Raw genomic sequence first — 16,811 nt, 5'->3', positions numbered from 1 at the left:
TCTTTTTTGTATGTTGTCCCAATGATTGAACAATTTCTAGATTTCCTGCGATTTGAAAAACGAGCCAGCGGACATACGGTAAAGTCGTACCAGACCGATCTGGAACAGTTCAGGAAATATCTGCTTTTGCAGTACGAATCCGGCCAGCCGGAACTTGCGCAGCCAGTTATGCTGCGGTCATGGATAGTAGCGCTGATGGAAGAAGGCATGAATCCCATCTCCATTAACCGGAAAATCGCCTCTTTAAGGTCTTTTTATTCTTTTCTGAGAAAGCGGGCTATCATCCCGAAAGATCCTTCCAAAATACTATCTTCTCTGAAAACCAGTAAAAAGCTGCCTGCTTTTGTAGAAGAAAAAGCAATGGGCGTCCTTTTTGATGAAATAGGGTTTTCGGAGGATTTTCAGGGATTGCGGGATCAAACCATACTTGAGCTTTTGTACGGGACAGGGATCCGCCTCGCGGAGCTGATCGGGCTCGAATTAAAAGATATAGACGTTTTTGGCCGGACCATACGTGTTTTTGGTAAGAGAGCGAAGGAGCGTATCATTCCGGTATCTCCCTTACTTTGTGATTTACTGGTCAGATATCTGGCTCAAAGAGCGCCGGAGGAAGATACCAATTGCCTGATCATCACAGATTCCGGAAAGGCAGCTTACCCTGTTTTCATTCAGCGGGTAGTGAAAAAGTATCTTGCTGCCGTCACGACGTTATCCCAGAAAAGCCCGCATATCCTGCGGCATACCTACGCCACGCATCTGCTTAACCATGGGGCGGAGCTTAATGCAATCAAGGAATTACTGGGGCATGCCAATCTTGCCGCTACTCAGATTTATACCCATAATACCATTGAGAAACTTAAAAAAACGCACCAACAAGCGCACCCAAAAGCCTGAAACCGAAATTTTCAGGTATCTTTGTTTCAAGTTGTCAGTCCCAAAATAAAATTTTGTCACTCCACTATGAATAACAGTTTCCAGGACGCCGTAGTTACGAAGTACAATATTTTCAACAGCCTTTTTCTGAGTTTGCCCTACCGGGGAATCTTCCAGACCGGCTCATTACTTCCGATACTGACACAGCAAAGTGAGGTAGGATTTCAGGAAGGAAAATCACCCAGGCAGATCATTGAGCATTTTTTTGAAGAGCTTTTAGAAACGGCCACACCTAAGGAAAGAACGGATCTGTTATTTGCTTTTATTCAGTATATTGAAAGACAGGTCGTTCTGTTTGACTCAGTTGAGGATGCAGCATTTGATCAAACACATGATCTTACGGGAAAGGGCTCGGTTGTATATCTTACCGAACGGCTGGACAGTGAAGTGTTAAAGAAGAAACTGCTCGCCAAGCTGGAGGATTTCAGTGTTCGTATAGTTCTTACCGCGCATCCTACCCAGTTTTATTCGGGAAAGGTACTCGGCATCATTACCGATCTGGAGGACGCAATTAAAAAGAACGATTTTACAGAAGTGAACCAGCTTTTGCTTCAGCTGGGGAAAACGGCTTTTATCAATCATGAAAAACCGACTCCTTTTGACGAAGCCGTAAGTTTATGCTGGTTCCTGGAAAATGTATATTATGACGCCATTCCTTCTATATTAACCAAGCTGATTACGGGACTGGGGATGAGCCTGCACGACTGGCCCTATCCAAATGTTTTCCGTTTGGGTTTCTGGCCGGGCGGTGACCGGGACGGGAATCCTTTCGTAAACCCTGAGATCACGCTAAAAGTCGCAGAAAGATTGCGGGAAACGCTTCTGCGTGGTTATTACCGGGATATCCGCACCCTCAAAAGACGACTTACCTTTAAGGGAGTGGATGATGCGGTGGCACTTGCCGAACGCAAAATGAACAGTACCATTTTCGGCCCTTATGAAGAAGGATATAACAATGCGCAGGAGCTGATTGATGAACTGCTACTGGCTCGGGATGTACTTGTGAATAAACATCAGGGACTTTTTGTGGAGCTGCTGGATAACTTTATCCTTAAACTTAACCTGTTCGGATTCTTTTTTGCCAGCCTGGATGTGCGGCAGGATAGCAGAAAACATGCAAAAGCATGGGAGGATATCCTGAAACGGCTTGAAAAGAAAATTCCTTTGCTGAAATACAGCGATTACGAAAGCTGGGACGAGGACAAGAAAATAGACATGCTGTTATCGCTCAATATTCCTTTAAGAGATGAAGATTACGAAGATCCGCTCACCAAGGATATATTGGGATCTATCCGTGCGATCAAAACAATTCAGGGATTAAACGGGGAAAAAGGGGCACACCGCTATGTGATCAGCAACAATACCTCGGCGCTGAACGTGATGCAGGTGCTTGCGTTGGCCAAAAATCTGATAGCAGACGATAAGGGTAAACTGGCATTGGATGTGGTACCACTCTTCGAAACAGTAGATGACCTGGCAAACGCTCCCGAAATCATGCGGAAGTTGTATAACAACGACTACTACCGCGCTCATTTGGAAAATCGGGATAACCACCAGACGATCATGGTCGGATTTTCGGATGGTACCAAGGATGGCGGATATCTGCGAGCTAACTGGTCAATTTATACTGCCAAAGAAGCACTTACCAAGGTTTCCAGGGAATTTGGAATAAAAGTCACTTTCTTCGACGGACGCGGAGGACCTCCTGCACGTGGCGGAGGCAACAACCACAATTTTTATTCTTCACTGGGCCAGGATATTGAGGACAAAGAGATACAACTGACAGTGCAGGGGCAAACGATCAGTTCCAATTACGGAACTGTCACGACAGCTATGTATAACCTGGAAAGGTTATTCACAGCCGGGCTGGAAAATCACCTCTTTAAGGCAAATCGTACGGAGGAGGACCTGGATGAAGCGGATAAGGCTCTGATAGAGGAGATGGCTGCATCAGCGTACGATTCATACCTGAATCTTAAAAAGCATCCGAAATTTGTAAAGTATCTTGACAAGAAAACTCCGTTACGCTTTTACGGACAAACCAATATCGGGAGCCGCCCTACCAAGCGTGGTAATGACGATGAAGGTCTGAAATTTGAAGATCTGAGAGCCATTCCTTTTGTAGGCTCCTGGGCGCAGATGAAGCAGAACGTTCCTGGCTTTTATGGTTTTGGATCGGCCATTCAGCAGATGGATAAAGAGGGGAAAAAGGATGCGATTAAAAAACTTTATAAAAAGTCACTTTTCTTCCGCACACTGATCGAGAACTCAATGCAATCGCTTTCGAAAGCATTTTTTCCGGCGACCAAATATCTGCGTGATGACGAGGAATACCGTGAATTCTGGGATAAAATGTACGCGGAATTTAAGCTGACGCTGGATACTTTGCTGGATGTGTCGGGGCAGAAGGAGCTGCTGGATAGCAATAATGTTACAAAGGTTTCTATCAAAACCCGTGAGAGGATTGTATTACCTTTGATCACGATCCAGCAGTATGCGCTGCAGATGCTGGCAGAAGATCCTAAAACGCTCCCGGTAGATGTAGAAACCTATAATCAGCTGATCGTCAGGGCGATGTTTGGTATCATTAATGCTGCACGGAACTCTGCTTAGGAAATAAAGGAGGAATGATATGAAAGGAATATTGGCAGTTGTCCGCATCCCGGACAACTGCTTTTTTTATAACCTGTCATTCCACTGTAATCCTGCCGCCTCCGGAGTAACTTCGGTATTCACCCTGGTACATAGCGTCAGCCGCCGCCGGACCAACGGTAAATTTCCCTTTTGAAACAATCCTTACCTGATAATAAAAGGACTTTTCAATATGGCTGGCTTGCGTAAAGAAATGAATGCGGTCGTCGCGGATATCGTAATAGTCGGGAACAGATGCATTGCTGATCCAGGGCATATCTCTTACCTCTGTGATCCGTGGATTTTCTATTTCAAAGCCTGCGGGCAGGATGTCCGTAACCACTACATTGTCAACAGGTAATCCCGTGGTGCTTAAAAGCGAAACCTTCACTACGACCAAATCATTCTGGTGTAACGATCCGGCGGGTTTACCGTCTCTTGTCAGGAACTCCCGGCGTACCCGCAAGCCCTGATCTTCTTCTACATAGGAACCCGTAGATGAAATACCTTCTGACTGGCTGAACCAATACAACCCGCCTGTTCCCTGTGTTGCAATTTCTATTTTTTGGTTAACCAGGCCCTGCACCAGTTTAAGTTCTTTTCCTTCAAATGTGCTCAGCTTTTTACCTTTCAAACTTAAGGTGGCTTTGACGGACGAAGCGGATGTTCTTTTTGCAATTTTTCCAAGGGCCAAAACTACGAACGAGGCCTCCTGTGTGTTGATATAACTGCTTGATGCAATTGCTTTGGACAGCTGCCGGGCCAGCGGAGTGACCTGGGGGTTATCCGAATCAGATTCCAGTAATGTGTTCAATACCAAGGCCGTATTCCGTAGCGGAGACGAATAACTGCCGTCCATCGCCTGCGCCGTTTCTGGCGTATATGATTTGGGTAATAAGGAAACAAAACTTCTGCTGTCGCCGGTGAGCTGGAAAGCAGCAGCGAGCAGATACCTGGAGTCGGTGGTCAGCAACTGCGGATTTTGCTTGTAATAATTCATGGCCGAACGGTTGGGATGACCTGCCAGTGCCAGCACATATAACGAATAGAGCACTTCCCGGCGCGCCACGGTTTTCCTGATTTGTGAACCAGCGCCAGGCTCCGCACCGTAAGCTAAGCCGTTTCCATTACTGGCCAAAACAATCTCCCTGGTTGAAATATTACCGGTTTTTAAGGTCAGGTATTCCGTTGCCTTATTAATGGTTTGGGAATTAACTTCAAACCCTGCTTTCCTGGCCTCTTCCAAAAAATGAACGGCGTAAGCAGTTACCCACCAGTCTTCCTGGGTAGCACCTGGCCACATGCCCATTCCACCGTTGAAAAGCTGCTGTGACTCCGCCTTTCTGATCGCCAGCTGCACATTGGCTACCGGATTAAAATCACTTTCCCCATTTTTTACCTGATATACCTGAGGAGCCATGGCTTTGGTAAGGTCTGTAAAATAAAGTTGCGGAAATGCTTTTGAAATGGTTTGTTCCATACAGCCAAATGGGTATCCTAGCAAGCCTGCCAATGCTTTTCCACCTCCCTGCACCAATGGCGACCTGCTCAGGACTAACTCCGTTCTGGTGGTGGCCGGAATAAAAGATGAAGCCAGGTTAACAACTTCCTGTTTCCCGCCGGCAATTACGCCCGAACGGCTGGTTTTCAGTAAGGGAGAAGCGGGTCGTACGGTAATAGCTGTTTCCTGAACGAAGGTTTGCCCAAAAGACATCACCCTGACCGTCACTTTCCCGGTCCCGATGGCGGTTAATGCCTTTATCCGGAATCCGGCTCTTTCCTCCTTACCTGCCGGGATGATAACTTTCTGCGCAGCTGGTCCTGATATACTTAACTGCCCGCTCAGTTGAATAGTTACCGTTGCGTCGGCTGTTTTAGGTTCTGTATTGCTGATATTTACCGGTAGGTCCAGTTCGTCGCCGGGGCTCAAAAAACGTGGCAGGCCCGCACTGATGACAATGGGATCGGCAACTTTGATGTTCTTACTGGCCGAGCCAAAAGCCTTGTCTTTGTAGGCCACTGCCATCACCCGGAGATCACCACTGAACTGAGGAATGTTAATATCAAATTTTGCATCACCGCTTCCGTCTGCGGTGATCACACCACTCCAGAAAGATACCAGGGCAGTTCTTCCGTTGCTGAGCGGATTAATCCGCCGTTCCAGGTCAAACCCGTCACCACCAAAACTGGATACCCCTGAGATATTGAGCTCAGGGAAAAGGAGTGCATATAAGTCATGACTGGTAACTTCCAGCGCACGTTTCTGATAAAAATAACCGTGAATATCCGGTGTTTTGAAATTTTTGATCTGGAGAATACCTTCATCCACTACAGAAACGGTCAGCTGTGCATGAGGGTTTGTTTTGAAGCTTAACGTCTGTTTTGTTTTAGAGCGGGATTTATCAACAGCAGTTATGGATACATCCAGTTTTCGGTCTGAGTTTTCAACAGTCAGCGGCATAAAACCGTGTGCTACTGTGAGGGGCATATCGGATGCATCCAGTGGCCGGATCAACGTTGCCGAGACGTATACATTGGGAAGGTGTTCGTCCTTCAGTTTTAACTTCAGCTCCGCAGCCTTTTTTTCGGTTGAGATAATATGTTGTTCCAAAACATGGTTGCGTTCCACGGTCACGAGCAACCTCCCGTCAAAGGGTGTCTGGAAAAGAACAGTGGCTGTTTCACCAGAATTATACTTTTCCTTATCCGCCTTGATAATCACCCGCCCTTCATTGCTGACTTCAAAGGAGGAATACTGCGTATAACCATAGCCATAAGCATAAAATCCGGCTACGGTATAATATTCAGCGCCCTGACGGCGTACCCGCACTTCATATTGCCCCGATACCGTGGGAACATAACGGAGTGTGGCTTTCCCCTGTGGCAGGCTGAGATTATTGGCGTATACAATCTTTTCACTTTTGCGGGAGGTATACCGCAACTGGTCATTTTTCTTTTCAACAACGGTCTGATATTCAAGTCTGACAACCTCTACTTTGGCAGTGGTACCTGTCTTTAAAGTACCTTTGCTGGTCACACCCACAATGTCGACAGGTATGGGGGCATTTACACCGACATATGAATCAGGAAGGCGGATACCATAAAAAACAGGCTGTGTGAATACATCAAATTTTTGAAGACGGTTTACCGGCCGCCCGTTTTCATCAAAAACCGTTACGTATATCTTTCCCTCCAGCACGCCGATATCTTTGATTGTCGGGTTAAGAGGGAAGCGTTCCGTTGCGTTTCCCTGCTCGTTGGTAGTACCTTGCCTGCTTTCCTTTTCAAAAGTTGTTTCGGAGGGGATATCAAAAATATATTCAGGAAAATCTTTTGGGGAAAATCCTTTTCTTTTAAGCTGAGACTCCATTTCATAATTTCTTCCCGCAGCTGGAGGGCCAAACAGGTTAACCGCTGTTGCTTGAAGAAGAACGGTTTCTCCGGATTGATATTCTTTTTTTGCTCCTGCCAGATCTACCTTGATCCGGTCTGGAAGGAACTCTTCAACACTTACCGATTGAGATGCCAGTAACACGTCATTGGCATTGTATACCTCAAAGTTATACGAACCCGTGAGACCGGCAGCGTCCACCGGAACGTCGGTTTCCACAGCGCCTTGTTCGTTTGTCGTTTTTCGCCAGGTTCGGTATTCCCGGCCATTGGGCGTAATCAGTTTTATTTTAACAGGTGTTTCTCGAATTGCTTCCCATGCCTGATTCCTGATCACGGTATTGAAATGCATGGTTTCGCCCGGGCGGTAAATATCCCGCTGTCCATATATAAAGGCCTGTAAACCTGACGTATTATCCCTGACTCCGTCCACCTCAAACCGGGAAGTTTCTACCTGCGTATCATCCAGCAACAGATAATTGAAGTCATCCTGACTACTTGCAGTGAGCATGGCAACACGGAAATTGGGAGCCTTTTCGGATAGTTTATCCACATGCGCGACTCCCTGATTGCCGGTTGTCAGTGTCTGTATAGGCTGGTTATTGGAGCTTACCAGGGTTATTTCTACACCGGCAAGTGGGTCATTGGTTTTGATAGAATTGGCAAAGACCCATATTTCATCCTTTCCTTGTTTTACGATCAGACCGATATCCGATATAGAGACGAGCTTGGTGGCGCCCATATATGCTTCTTCTTTCGAATTGACAGAAACAAGGTAGACGCCCTTCCTGCCGTTATCATCGGGCAGGGCAATGTTAAGTGCTGATATTCCTTTTGATTTGGGAAGATTTTCTGCGTCAACCGTTTTATTTACCAGTACATCGCTGAAATTGCTTTCCAGGTCGTCGCTATACTGATAAGCGCCAGTAGGTTTCCATTCATCGCCGATCTGCGCATAATCATCCCAGCGGCTGTTGCGGACATAGGCGAGGATATTATTTGCATACAGCTTGGAAATTCTAACCTGAACTTTTGGAACATTCACAATTTGCACACCCATATTACGCGAGCCTTTTGGTGTCATGTACAGTGCCTTTTTATTGGCAAAGGATATTCCGGCAGGCATTTTTCCAAAAAACAGATCACGTGGTACTTCTTCTTCCAGTACAGGGCCAAGAATTCCTTTCAGGCTTGTATTGACGAGGAGGGAGTAGGTATCGGTTTCATTAAAGTCTGCACGGATGATAAATCCGTTGTCAGTGATCTCTGTTTTTGTCTGTAGCTCTGGATTGACAGAAAATGCAGCTGTAATATTTTCACCATTCAGTTCCTGGGTAGTGATGATTTTGGCATAGCCCTGGTTGTTCTCAAAGCCAGTTTTGATATCCGTAATTTCCAGATGCAAAGGAGAGGGAAGGCTGGTAGTACGGCTGATGGTCTCCTGGGTAATATGGTTGGTGTGCTGTGCCTTAATCCCCTTTTCAATCCGAATATTGAGCGGTACCGGATTGTTGTCGCTGTTCCCGGTTTTTTGGAGCGCCAGCGTTAAGGATTTTTCGTCGGTTGAAGGAAGAATTTTAAAGTCGGTGTTTTTTTCAGTAATAATAATTTTAAGCCGTTCGGCCACATTTTGTGCCTGGACAGGATAGTTGAATGTCAGGCGAAGGCGAGCTTCGGGGCGGCTGTTCTCTTTGGAAAGTGTCCACCAGGTTTCGGTATCTGTTAACTGAAGGTAGGGCGTGTGAAACTGGATAGGCTCGGTATCAATATCGTAATTCTTGTCCTTGACCGATGTTGTGAGTAAGGAATTAGATAGTGTAGCAGTATAAGCCGTTGCAGGGCTGAAACCGGATAAGGGCGAGAAAATGACTTCGTTAGGGGAAGTCCACTTAAAACGCCCTCTTACCTCAGGTTCAAAATGAATATACTGGGTTGAATCCCAGGCATCCAGCTGACTGTAGGAAACGATATCCTTGTTAAAGGTAAATACCAGATTTTGAGACTGACTGATTTCCCCGGTAAAATTGGTTCCGTTGATTCGTATCTTATTAAGCGAGGAGCAGCCGGCAAACAGAATGATGATGAAGAGGAAAAAAGGATGACGCAGATCCGTAAATTTTTTCATAACATTGTGCAGGATTAAATTGCGTTCCGAATTTAATCTATTATGGAAAATAAGTAATATTTATTGTCCCAAAGGCTGCAGGTTTTAATTATACGGTTGGAGCGGCATGCATAGTCTGCCTGGATTTTAAGCGGTAAAACCCGCCATCACTTCTTCAACGGTTTTGGCCTCCTCGAAAAAAGAAAGCAGTCTGACAAGGATTCCCTCCACAACCGCATCCGGACAGGAAGCCCCGCATGTAAGCATAATGCGTACCGGTGTGGTTTGCGGAAGATAATTTTCCGTCACCACCTCCTGTTTGTTGTGCAGGTCGAAATGCCTGATCAGGTTGGTGCCCAGTATCTTATTAACGGATTCGATGAAATAAGTAGGGAATTTGGCTTCGCATAGTTCCACAAGGTGCGAAGTATTGGAACTGTTATAACCTCCTGCTACAACGACCAGATCCGCCGGGTGGGTAAGTAAGGCATAGGTTGCATCCTGGTTGTCGTTCGTGGCATAACATAAAGTATCACGCGTGTTTGCGAAATGATCTTCCACCTGTTCGGGGCGTAAGGCATAATGTTTGATCATCACATTTTTGAGATAATCAGCAATGCCTTGAGTGTCAGAAGCCAACATGGTGGTTTGATTGACCACACCAATCCGCTTTAGGTCGTTAGCCGGGTTAAAACCTTCGGAGTACTGGCCTTTGAAATCTTCAAAAAACTGGCTGACAGGAAGTTCTCCCGTGATGTACCGGGCCAGTATTTCGGATTGTGCCATGTTTTTCACCACCACCGTCGGAGCATTTTCCTTGCTATGCGAAAATGTAGCTCTGGTTTCTTCGTGTGTAGGTTTACCATGTACGATAATCGAGTAGTTCTTCTCTCCTATCTGTGAAGCACGGTTCCATACTTTCTCTACAAAAGGGCAGGTGGTGTCGTATACCATTGAGTTGATACCCAGCTCTTCGAGCTTTTTCTGGTTTTCGATGGTGGTACCAAAAGCGGGAACGATGACGATGTCGTCGGTGGTCAGGTCCTCCCAGGGTATGAGCTGCCTGCCTTTGGTATCCATCAGGAACCGTACACCGCGCTCTGTGAGATCGAGGTTCACGTCCGGGTTATGAATCATTTCACTGAGCAGGAAAATCCTTTTTCCAGGATTTTCCGCAATGGCCCTGTATGCGATATCAATCGCATTTTCGACACCATAACAAAATCCGAAATGCCTGGCTATCAGAAAAGTGACGGGCCCGAAATCAAGTATCGTAGGGCTGAAGTCTCTTTTTAACTTATCATTTTTACGCCTGAATTCTTTGATTGGAGTAATAATACTGCTTCGGTAAAAATCAGGTATGTTAAACGTTTTCATGACGGTCGGTCTTCTTCGGCTATAATTTGCGCAACGTACTAATAAATTCCGGCGGATATTTTTATCTTTAAGATAATACCCGGTTGCCGGAATATTTATTCAAAGATACATCCTGCCGCATAAAGAACAATCCGTGGTGTTGCTTTGTTCGGGAGGCGAATCTTTAAAAATATTTCGCAGTATATGCAACATTATAGAAAGACAGAGGTCTTTGATTCAGAACGTTCAAAACTAAACCTTCTGCTTGAAAACAAATTTGTACATCGACCGGCATGTCGAACTTGTGGAGCGCTGTAAACTCGGCGATCGAAAGGCACAATATGAGTTGTACAAAAGTTACTCCAAGGCCATGTTCAATATATGTATGCGGATATTGAATCATATGGGTGAGGCAGAGGACGCTCTGCAGGAAGCTTTTGTGGATGCATTCACAAATCTGCACCAGTTCAGGCAGCAGTCCACTTTCGGTGCATGGCTGAAACAAATTGTTGTGAACAAGGCCATTAACCAGGTCAGAAGCAGAAAAGTTAAGTGGATTGAGATTGAAGAGTGGCAGGAGTCTGAGCAGGAATACGGCGTTCCTTCGGAGGAACAGAAATTATGGAATGAGGACGATACGTCTTACGAAGTGGAAAGGATACGGAACGCGGTAATGAAACTTCCGGATGGTTATAGAGTGGTTTTAAGCCTTTATTTGTTCGAGGGCTATGACCATGAGGAGATCGGGGAGGTGTTGGGGATCAGCGAAACAACATCCCGGACGCAGTATATGCGCGGGAAGCGAAAGCTGACAGAGATAATAGGCGTGAGGTAATCGGGAAGGTATGGGTCTTTGGAAAGGAAGCAGTTCCTTCAACTTATATAAGTAACGGTATAGATTTTTAAGTCGATACCACAGCAGAACGAACAGGTCATAACACTCTAACATTTGAACCGATTTGAAACACTTTTTACAAATTATCAATTAGTAACCAATGAAAAATTCTTCTGATAAAAAGGATCGACTGGAGCGGTTTGTGCGTGATAACAGGGATGGGTTTGACACTTTCTTACCAAAGGACGATTTGTGGAACCATATTAATGATAAGCTACATGGCGGTATTCCACTTTCGGAGCCAGCCCCAAACGGGAAAAATAAGCGTCTTCACAACCGTGCCTTCTTCGACTGGCGCATTGCTGCCGGGGTGTTTCTGGCGGTTGGAGCAGGTTTCCTTTTTTATGTCAATAAGGAATATGGTGTTACGCGGGATCCCGGGGTAGCACTGAAAGTACCGGCTTACGCCCGTGAATTTAATCAGTATAATGTTTCTATTGATCAAAAAAGGGAAGAGATCATCAAACTCACCCGTGACAATCCTGAGCTGTACAAAGAATTTTCGGCCGATTTACAAGATCTGGAGAGCAGTTACAAGAACCTGCGCTCGGGCCTGTCCAATGCTCCCAACCAGGAAGCACTGTTACAGGCCATGGTCCGGAACCTTCAATGGCAGGTTGACTTGCTCAACCAACAATTAAACATTTTACAGCGCATTAATAAGGTGAAAAAAGATGAAGATAATCGTAACGCTCCTGTTATTTAACTTAGCAGCAGCAACATATGCATTGGATGCCAATCCACAGACGGTAGAAAAACGACGGAATATCATAAAGGAATTTGATGTAAAGGAAAAGGAAGTACTTGCGCTGGATAATCAGTTTGGTTTGGTGAAAGTAAATCTCTGGAATAAAAAGGAGATCAAGGTTGAGATACTGATAATGGCAAATGCATCCTCGGACAGTAGGGCATCGGATTACCTGAATACCGTTGAGATAGAGGAAACCCGCGAAAAAAATAAGATCAGCCTCGTTACAGTGATTAATAAAGGGCAGTTTGGCAGTAGTTTCTGGAATAATAATCAGAAGGGAGACAAGGATTATCTGCAGATTAACTACACGGTGTATATGCCCAGGGAAAATCCTCTGACTGTGAGAAACAGATTTGGAGATACCGATATCCCTGTTTTTTACGCGCCTCTGACGATCGAAACAAAACATGGTAATTTCATCGCCAATACGTTGGAAAGCACCGAGAATACGATCGATGTAAAATATGGAAGTGCTAAAATAGGGAAGATCGCTAACTGTAAAATGGATTTCCAGTATTCTAATCTTAAGCTGGATCAGGTCAGAAAACTGATGCTGAATAATAAATCCGGCGAACTGAATATTGGGGATGTCACAAGCCTGGATGCGGATATTGATTACTCAGGGGCTAAAATTGGTACCATCCGCGGGCCTGGCAAAATCAGGCTGAATTATTCCGGAAACTTTAAAATTGAGGAAATGACCAATTCGGTTGAAAATCTGGACATTCAGGCTTCCTATTCTTCGATCATTCTGCCGGCGGAATCGAACAGGTTCAATGTAACTGTTAGTTATGGAAATTTCAGCTATCCTGCCGCCAATGTGAACTTTTCAATGCAACCTTCAAAAGAAGATAAAGCGAACAAAGTGAGGCAGTACCAGGGAACGGTGGGATCGGGATCCGGCAAGAAAATAACCATTGTTTCCAGATACGGTGACGTCAGGCTGAAAGAATAAGGATCATTTTTCAACCAGGATATTGTATCTGAAATCGAGGGGGTTAAAAGTTTTTAGCAGTTTTTGGATAAAAGCGGGATCATCCAGATAAAAGTTTAGAAAATTATCATAGCGTTCCTGGGCGGTTCCGTTCGGGAACAACTTGTTTTTCAGGCGGATCAGCTGCTCTATTTCTGATTCGTGATTTCGTTCTTCCGCCCTCCTGATGCGCTTTTCCAACCCCTCCAGCGCATGGTTGAGCCGGGTAAGTTCGGCTTTTACAGTGCCTTCGAGGGTTTTGTCTACCTGTACTGCTCTTTGTAGTATTGAGTCAAAAACTGCAGTGAAAGCGGCTTTCTGATCTTCGAGGTCCAGTTTATTGTCTGAATTCTTACGGATGTAAATTTTTCTAAGCGCTATTTCGTTGAGGAACAGGTCAACCAGGTCAATGTTTAGCTTGGCCGCTTTTTTAGCATGGGTTTCATTGACATACAGTGCAAAATTCCGGGGAATCAGCATGGGGAAAACCACCTGGTAGTGGTCAAATATTCCTTTCAGTTGCATCCAGTAAGGAACTTCGGACGGGCCTCCTATGTAAGCCAGATTGGGTAATATCACCTCTTCGTACACAGGGCGCAATACCACATTGGGGCTGAATCTTTCTGGATTTGTTTCGGTAAGGTCCAGTAATTCCTGTTCGGTAAAGGAAATAGCTGTGTTGAGAACTTTGAATATTCCGTTTTCACGAATGATACGTTCTCTTACATTTCCTTCCAGATAAAACAGGTTGATCTCCCGGGCGTGAATCTGGGTGTGGTATCCCAGTGAAGCGAGCTTGGCGGAAGTATCCGCAACGAGTCCGGCAGATTTGGGGTTAATCAGTTCCTCCCTGATTACAGGTAAAAATTCTCTTTTTAAATCAGCATCATCGGCATCCAGGCAAATGAGCCCTTCCATCCCGAAAAGCTCATGCATGTAACATCGTACAGCATCCGCCAGGGTATCATTCTCAAGATAGGCTTTTGCGAAAATAAGAGGCCTGCCGGGCAGGAGCTTCAGGATATTATCCAGGTCCTTTGGGTTCAGGCGGCCTACCGCACCTTTATATTCTCCCTGCCATTTGTGTGTTTGTCCGAAGAGATGAAATGAAGCAATTTCTTCAAAATCATGATCCTCGGTTGCCATCCAGTAAACAGGAACAAAATTATACTCCGGATAGGCCTGCTTGAGCGCTCTGGCCAGGTTAATGGTCGTTACAATTTTGTAGATAATGTACAGCGGCCCTGTAAATATATTGAGCTGGTGGCCGGTCGTAACAGTAAAAGTAGTGGCTTCCTGCAGGAGTGAAAAATCCGGAATGTTAGGTAAACCTTTGTATTGTTTTTCCAGGACGCTTACCAGCGTCGCTCTTTTGTCAGCATCAAAATTTTTGCGTTGGGATATTACCTGCTCCGCATTTTCCAGTGATGGAAAAGTATTATAAAATTCGGATAAAGATTTTTTTTTGTCCAGATAGTCAAGCAATAACACCGGAAACTGGCCGGTATCACGTAAATCAACTGGGCAAACAGTTATGAAAGGTGGTTTTTCAATAGCTGGTAGAGAATCCAACACGTCTTATTTTTTGGTAATATTTTAGGAAACCATGCAAATATCGTTAAAGTTCAGGATATCTCTTGTTGCAAAAAGATATTGGTCAGGACACAATATCAGCGGCAGTAAGTTCGTCTACAGCATCCTGTACGGGAGAGAGCAGGGTGCTGGTACCCTTGCATTGTTCAGTAAGTTAGAGCATAGCGAGCGGGCGCTGGGTACCCGGGCCTCGGATTGAATAAAATAAAAAGCCAGAGCTGAGTCAGCTCCGGCTTTCTGCATCCATTGGTTTTTAGTTGTGCAGGTTTAAAACCTGAAATATTGGTTGGATATTTAAAAGGTGTAGCTGTTTTTACTAATAAGTTCTTCGGCAATTCTCCGTCTGGCATCTTTCAGATTCGCCGGTTCAATCTTGGTAAAACGTTTCAAGCCCATCAGCATTACCCGCAACTCGTCATTTTCGGCAAAGCTTGTAATGGCTGCACGGCCTGCCTGATTTATTTTTTCCACCGCGGAGTTCAGGTATACCAAGGCGATGTCCTTATGCAAAACATTGGCGCCTGCACCAAATAATCCGGTACGTTTTTCGACACGAAGCAGCACAGATTCAGCAATGTAAATCTCGATGACCATATCTGCCAGGTTCATAATGATTTCCTGCTCATCCGAAATCTTCATCATAAAGCGCTGAACGGCAGCGCCTGAAATCATCAGAACCGCTTTTTTCAGGCTGCTGATCACCTTTTTCTCTGCCGCAAAAAGGCTATCATCCACTTCGGAGCTGAAATCAGGAATTGATAAAATTTCTTTGCCCACAGCCTGGGCCGGGCCCATGACATCCAGCTGCCCTTTCATGGCGCGCTTTAAGATCATATCAATGACCAAAAGTCTGTTAATTTCATTGGTACCCTCAAAAATCCGGTTGATACGGCTATCCCGGTAGGCTCTGTCCATAGGGGCATCCGCGGAATATCCCATGCCGCCATAAATCTGTACCCCTTCGTCGGCAACATAATCCAGCGTTTCGGAACCATGAACTTTCATGATAGCACATTCAATTGCAAATTCTTCCAGTGCTTTTAATTTGGATTCTGCATCGGACATCCCTTTTTCCTGATAGGCGGAGATGAGATCATCAATATTCTGACCTACCCGATAAGCCGCAGACTCTGTTGCGAACATGCGGACTGCCATTTCCGCAAGTTTATGCTTGATAGCCCCGAAATTTGCAATGGCTGTTCCAAATTGCTTGCGTTCATTGGCATAGTGAATAGCATGCTCGGCTACTTTTTTTGAGCCACCCAGTGCAGCCGCAGCAAGCTTGATCCTGCCCACATTCAGGATATTAACAGCAATTTTAAAGCCGTTTCCTCGATCCGAGAGCATATTTTCAACGGGAACCGGGCAGTCGTTGAAGAAGAGCTGCCGGGTGTCTGATCCCTTGATACCCATTTTATGTTCGGGTTCATTCATGGTAATGCCACCGAACCCTTTTTCAATAATGAAAGCGGTAAGGTTTTTATCTGTCTGCTCGTTGTCTTCTATCTTGGCAAAAACAATAAGGATATCTGCAAATCCGCCATTGGTGATCCACATTTTTTGCCCGTTGATGATATAGTGTGTCCCGTCTTCATTTAACCGGGCTTTTGTCTTTCCTGAGTTTGCGTCGGATCCTGAATCCGGTTCGGTCAGACAGTAGGCCGCTTTCCATTCCCCTGAGGCAAGTTTGGGCAGATATTTGGTTTTCTGCTCTTCATTTCCATAATAAAGAATGGGTAAAGTACCTATGCCGGTATGAGCGGATAGTGCTACTGAAAACGAATTACCTGGGCCGGTTGCTTCTGCAACTAGCATGGATGTATTAAAATTCATGCCGAAGCCACCATATTCTTCAGGCACCACCGTGCCCAGCAGCCCAAGTTCTCCTGCTTTATCCATCAGCGAAGAAATCAGCTCAGGGCTTTTAGCGTGGTCGATCTCATCCAGCCGGGGCCACACCTCTGTACGAAGGAAATCGCGGCAGGTTTCTGCAATCATTTTTTGCTCTTCATCAAATTCTTCGGGTATAAAAATTTGCGAAGCGGATGTTTCCTTAATAAGAAATTCACCTCCTTTAATCGATGAGTTTTTTACTTCTGAAGCAGACATGATAGCGAACATTAATTTTTATCAGGAATATGAATGGTATGCGTGCATACTATTCATAGGGAAGCAAAGTTATATC

The 16,811-nt window shown here is 45.3% G+C and carries 10 protein-coding genes; 6 read left to right on the top strand and 4 right to left on the bottom strand.

The genetic code is table 11. The annotated features are described in order from the left end of the window. Positions 1-21: 21 nt before the first annotated feature. Entirely contained in the window at positions 22-894 is an 873-nt protein-coding gene (locus KOE27_RS21975) for a tyrosine-type recombinase/integrase (protein WP_215240933.1), read from the top strand. Positions 895-960: 66 nt separating this feature from the next. Next, on the top strand, positions 961-3,546 hold the full coding sequence (locus tag KOE27_RS21970; protein WP_215240932.1) for a phosphoenolpyruvate carboxylase: 2,586 nt from the start codon (positions 961-963) through the stop codon (positions 3,544-3,546). A 76-nt stretch (positions 3,547-3,622) separates the two neighbouring features. Here the strand turns inward: KOE27_RS21970 and KOE27_RS21965 are convergent, their stop codons facing one another. Together KOE27_RS21965 and KOE27_RS21960 are read right to left on the bottom strand one after the other, a co-directional pair. Then, the gene (locus KOE27_RS21965) at positions 3,623-9,079 is read right to left on the bottom strand and encodes an alpha-2-macroglobulin family protein (RefSeq protein ID WP_215240931.1); all 5,457 of its coding nucleotides are present in this window, start codon (positions 9,077-9,079) and stop codon (positions 3,623-3,625) included. 126 nt (positions 9,080-9,205) lie between these two features. Continuing rightward, on the bottom strand, positions 9,206-10,492 hold the full coding sequence (locus KOE27_RS21960; protein WP_215241716.1) for a 4-hydroxy-3-methylbut-2-enyl diphosphate reductase: 1,287 nt from the start codon (positions 10,490-10,492) through the stop codon (positions 9,206-9,208). Positions 10,493-10,679: 187 nt separating this feature from the next. Here KOE27_RS21960 and KOE27_RS21955 point away from each other — a divergent pair, with 187 nt between their 5' ends. The 3 genes from KOE27_RS21955 to KOE27_RS21945 all read left to right on the top strand — a co-directional run bounded on the left by KOE27_RS21955 (position 10,680) and on the right by KOE27_RS21945 (position 13,015). Further along, a complete protein-coding gene (locus KOE27_RS21955; RefSeq protein ID WP_215240930.1) occupies positions 10,680-11,249 on the top strand; it encodes an RNA polymerase sigma factor in 570 nt (189 codons plus the stop codon). Between the two features lie 160 nt (positions 11,250-11,409). After that, positions 11,410-12,015 carry an MbeD/MobD family mobilization/exclusion protein gene (locus KOE27_RS21950; RefSeq protein WP_215240929.1) on the top strand — a complete coding sequence of 202 codons (606 nt, stop codon included), beginning with the start codon at positions 11,410-11,412 and terminating at the stop codon, positions 12,013-12,015. Then, a complete protein-coding gene (locus KOE27_RS21945; RefSeq protein WP_215240928.1) occupies positions 11,984-13,015 on the top strand; it encodes a DUF4097 family beta strand repeat-containing protein in 1,032 nt (343 codons plus the stop codon). Before KOE27_RS21950 ends, KOE27_RS21945 begins: the two co-directional genes overlap by 32 nt. A gap of 3 nt (positions 13,016-13,018) precedes the next feature. On the opposite strand, the gene bshC is transcribed toward KOE27_RS21945, so the two are convergent. Further along, on the bottom strand, positions 13,019-14,605 hold the full coding sequence (gene bshC, locus KOE27_RS21940) for a bacillithiol biosynthesis cysteine-adding enzyme BshC (RefSeq protein WP_406566865.1): 1,587 nt from the start codon (positions 14,603-14,605) through the stop codon (positions 13,019-13,021). A gap of 34 nt (positions 14,606-14,639) precedes the next feature. Here bshC and KOE27_RS21935 point away from each other — a divergent pair, with 34 nt between their 5' ends. After that, positions 14,640-14,825 (top strand): hypothetical protein, encoded by a 186-nt coding sequence (locus tag KOE27_RS21935; protein ID WP_215240927.1) that lies wholly within the window; start codon positions 14,640-14,642, stop codon positions 14,823-14,825. A 95-nt stretch (positions 14,826-14,920) separates the two neighbouring features. Here the strand turns inward: KOE27_RS21935 and KOE27_RS21930 are convergent, their stop codons facing one another. Then, positions 14,921-16,735, bottom strand: coding sequence for an acyl-CoA dehydrogenase family protein (locus KOE27_RS21930; protein ID WP_215240926.1), 1,815 nt, complete (start codon positions 16,733-16,735; stop codon positions 14,921-14,923). Positions 16,736-16,811: the final 76 nt, after the last annotated feature.

Source organism: Dyadobacter sp. CECT 9275 (assembly GCF_907164905.1).
Classification (GTDB): Bacteria; Bacteroidota; Bacteroidia; order Cytophagales; family Spirosomataceae; genus Dyadobacter; species Dyadobacter helix.
Note: the sequence above shows the minus strand (reverse complement) of the source record. Positions and strands in the feature narration are given on the sequence as shown.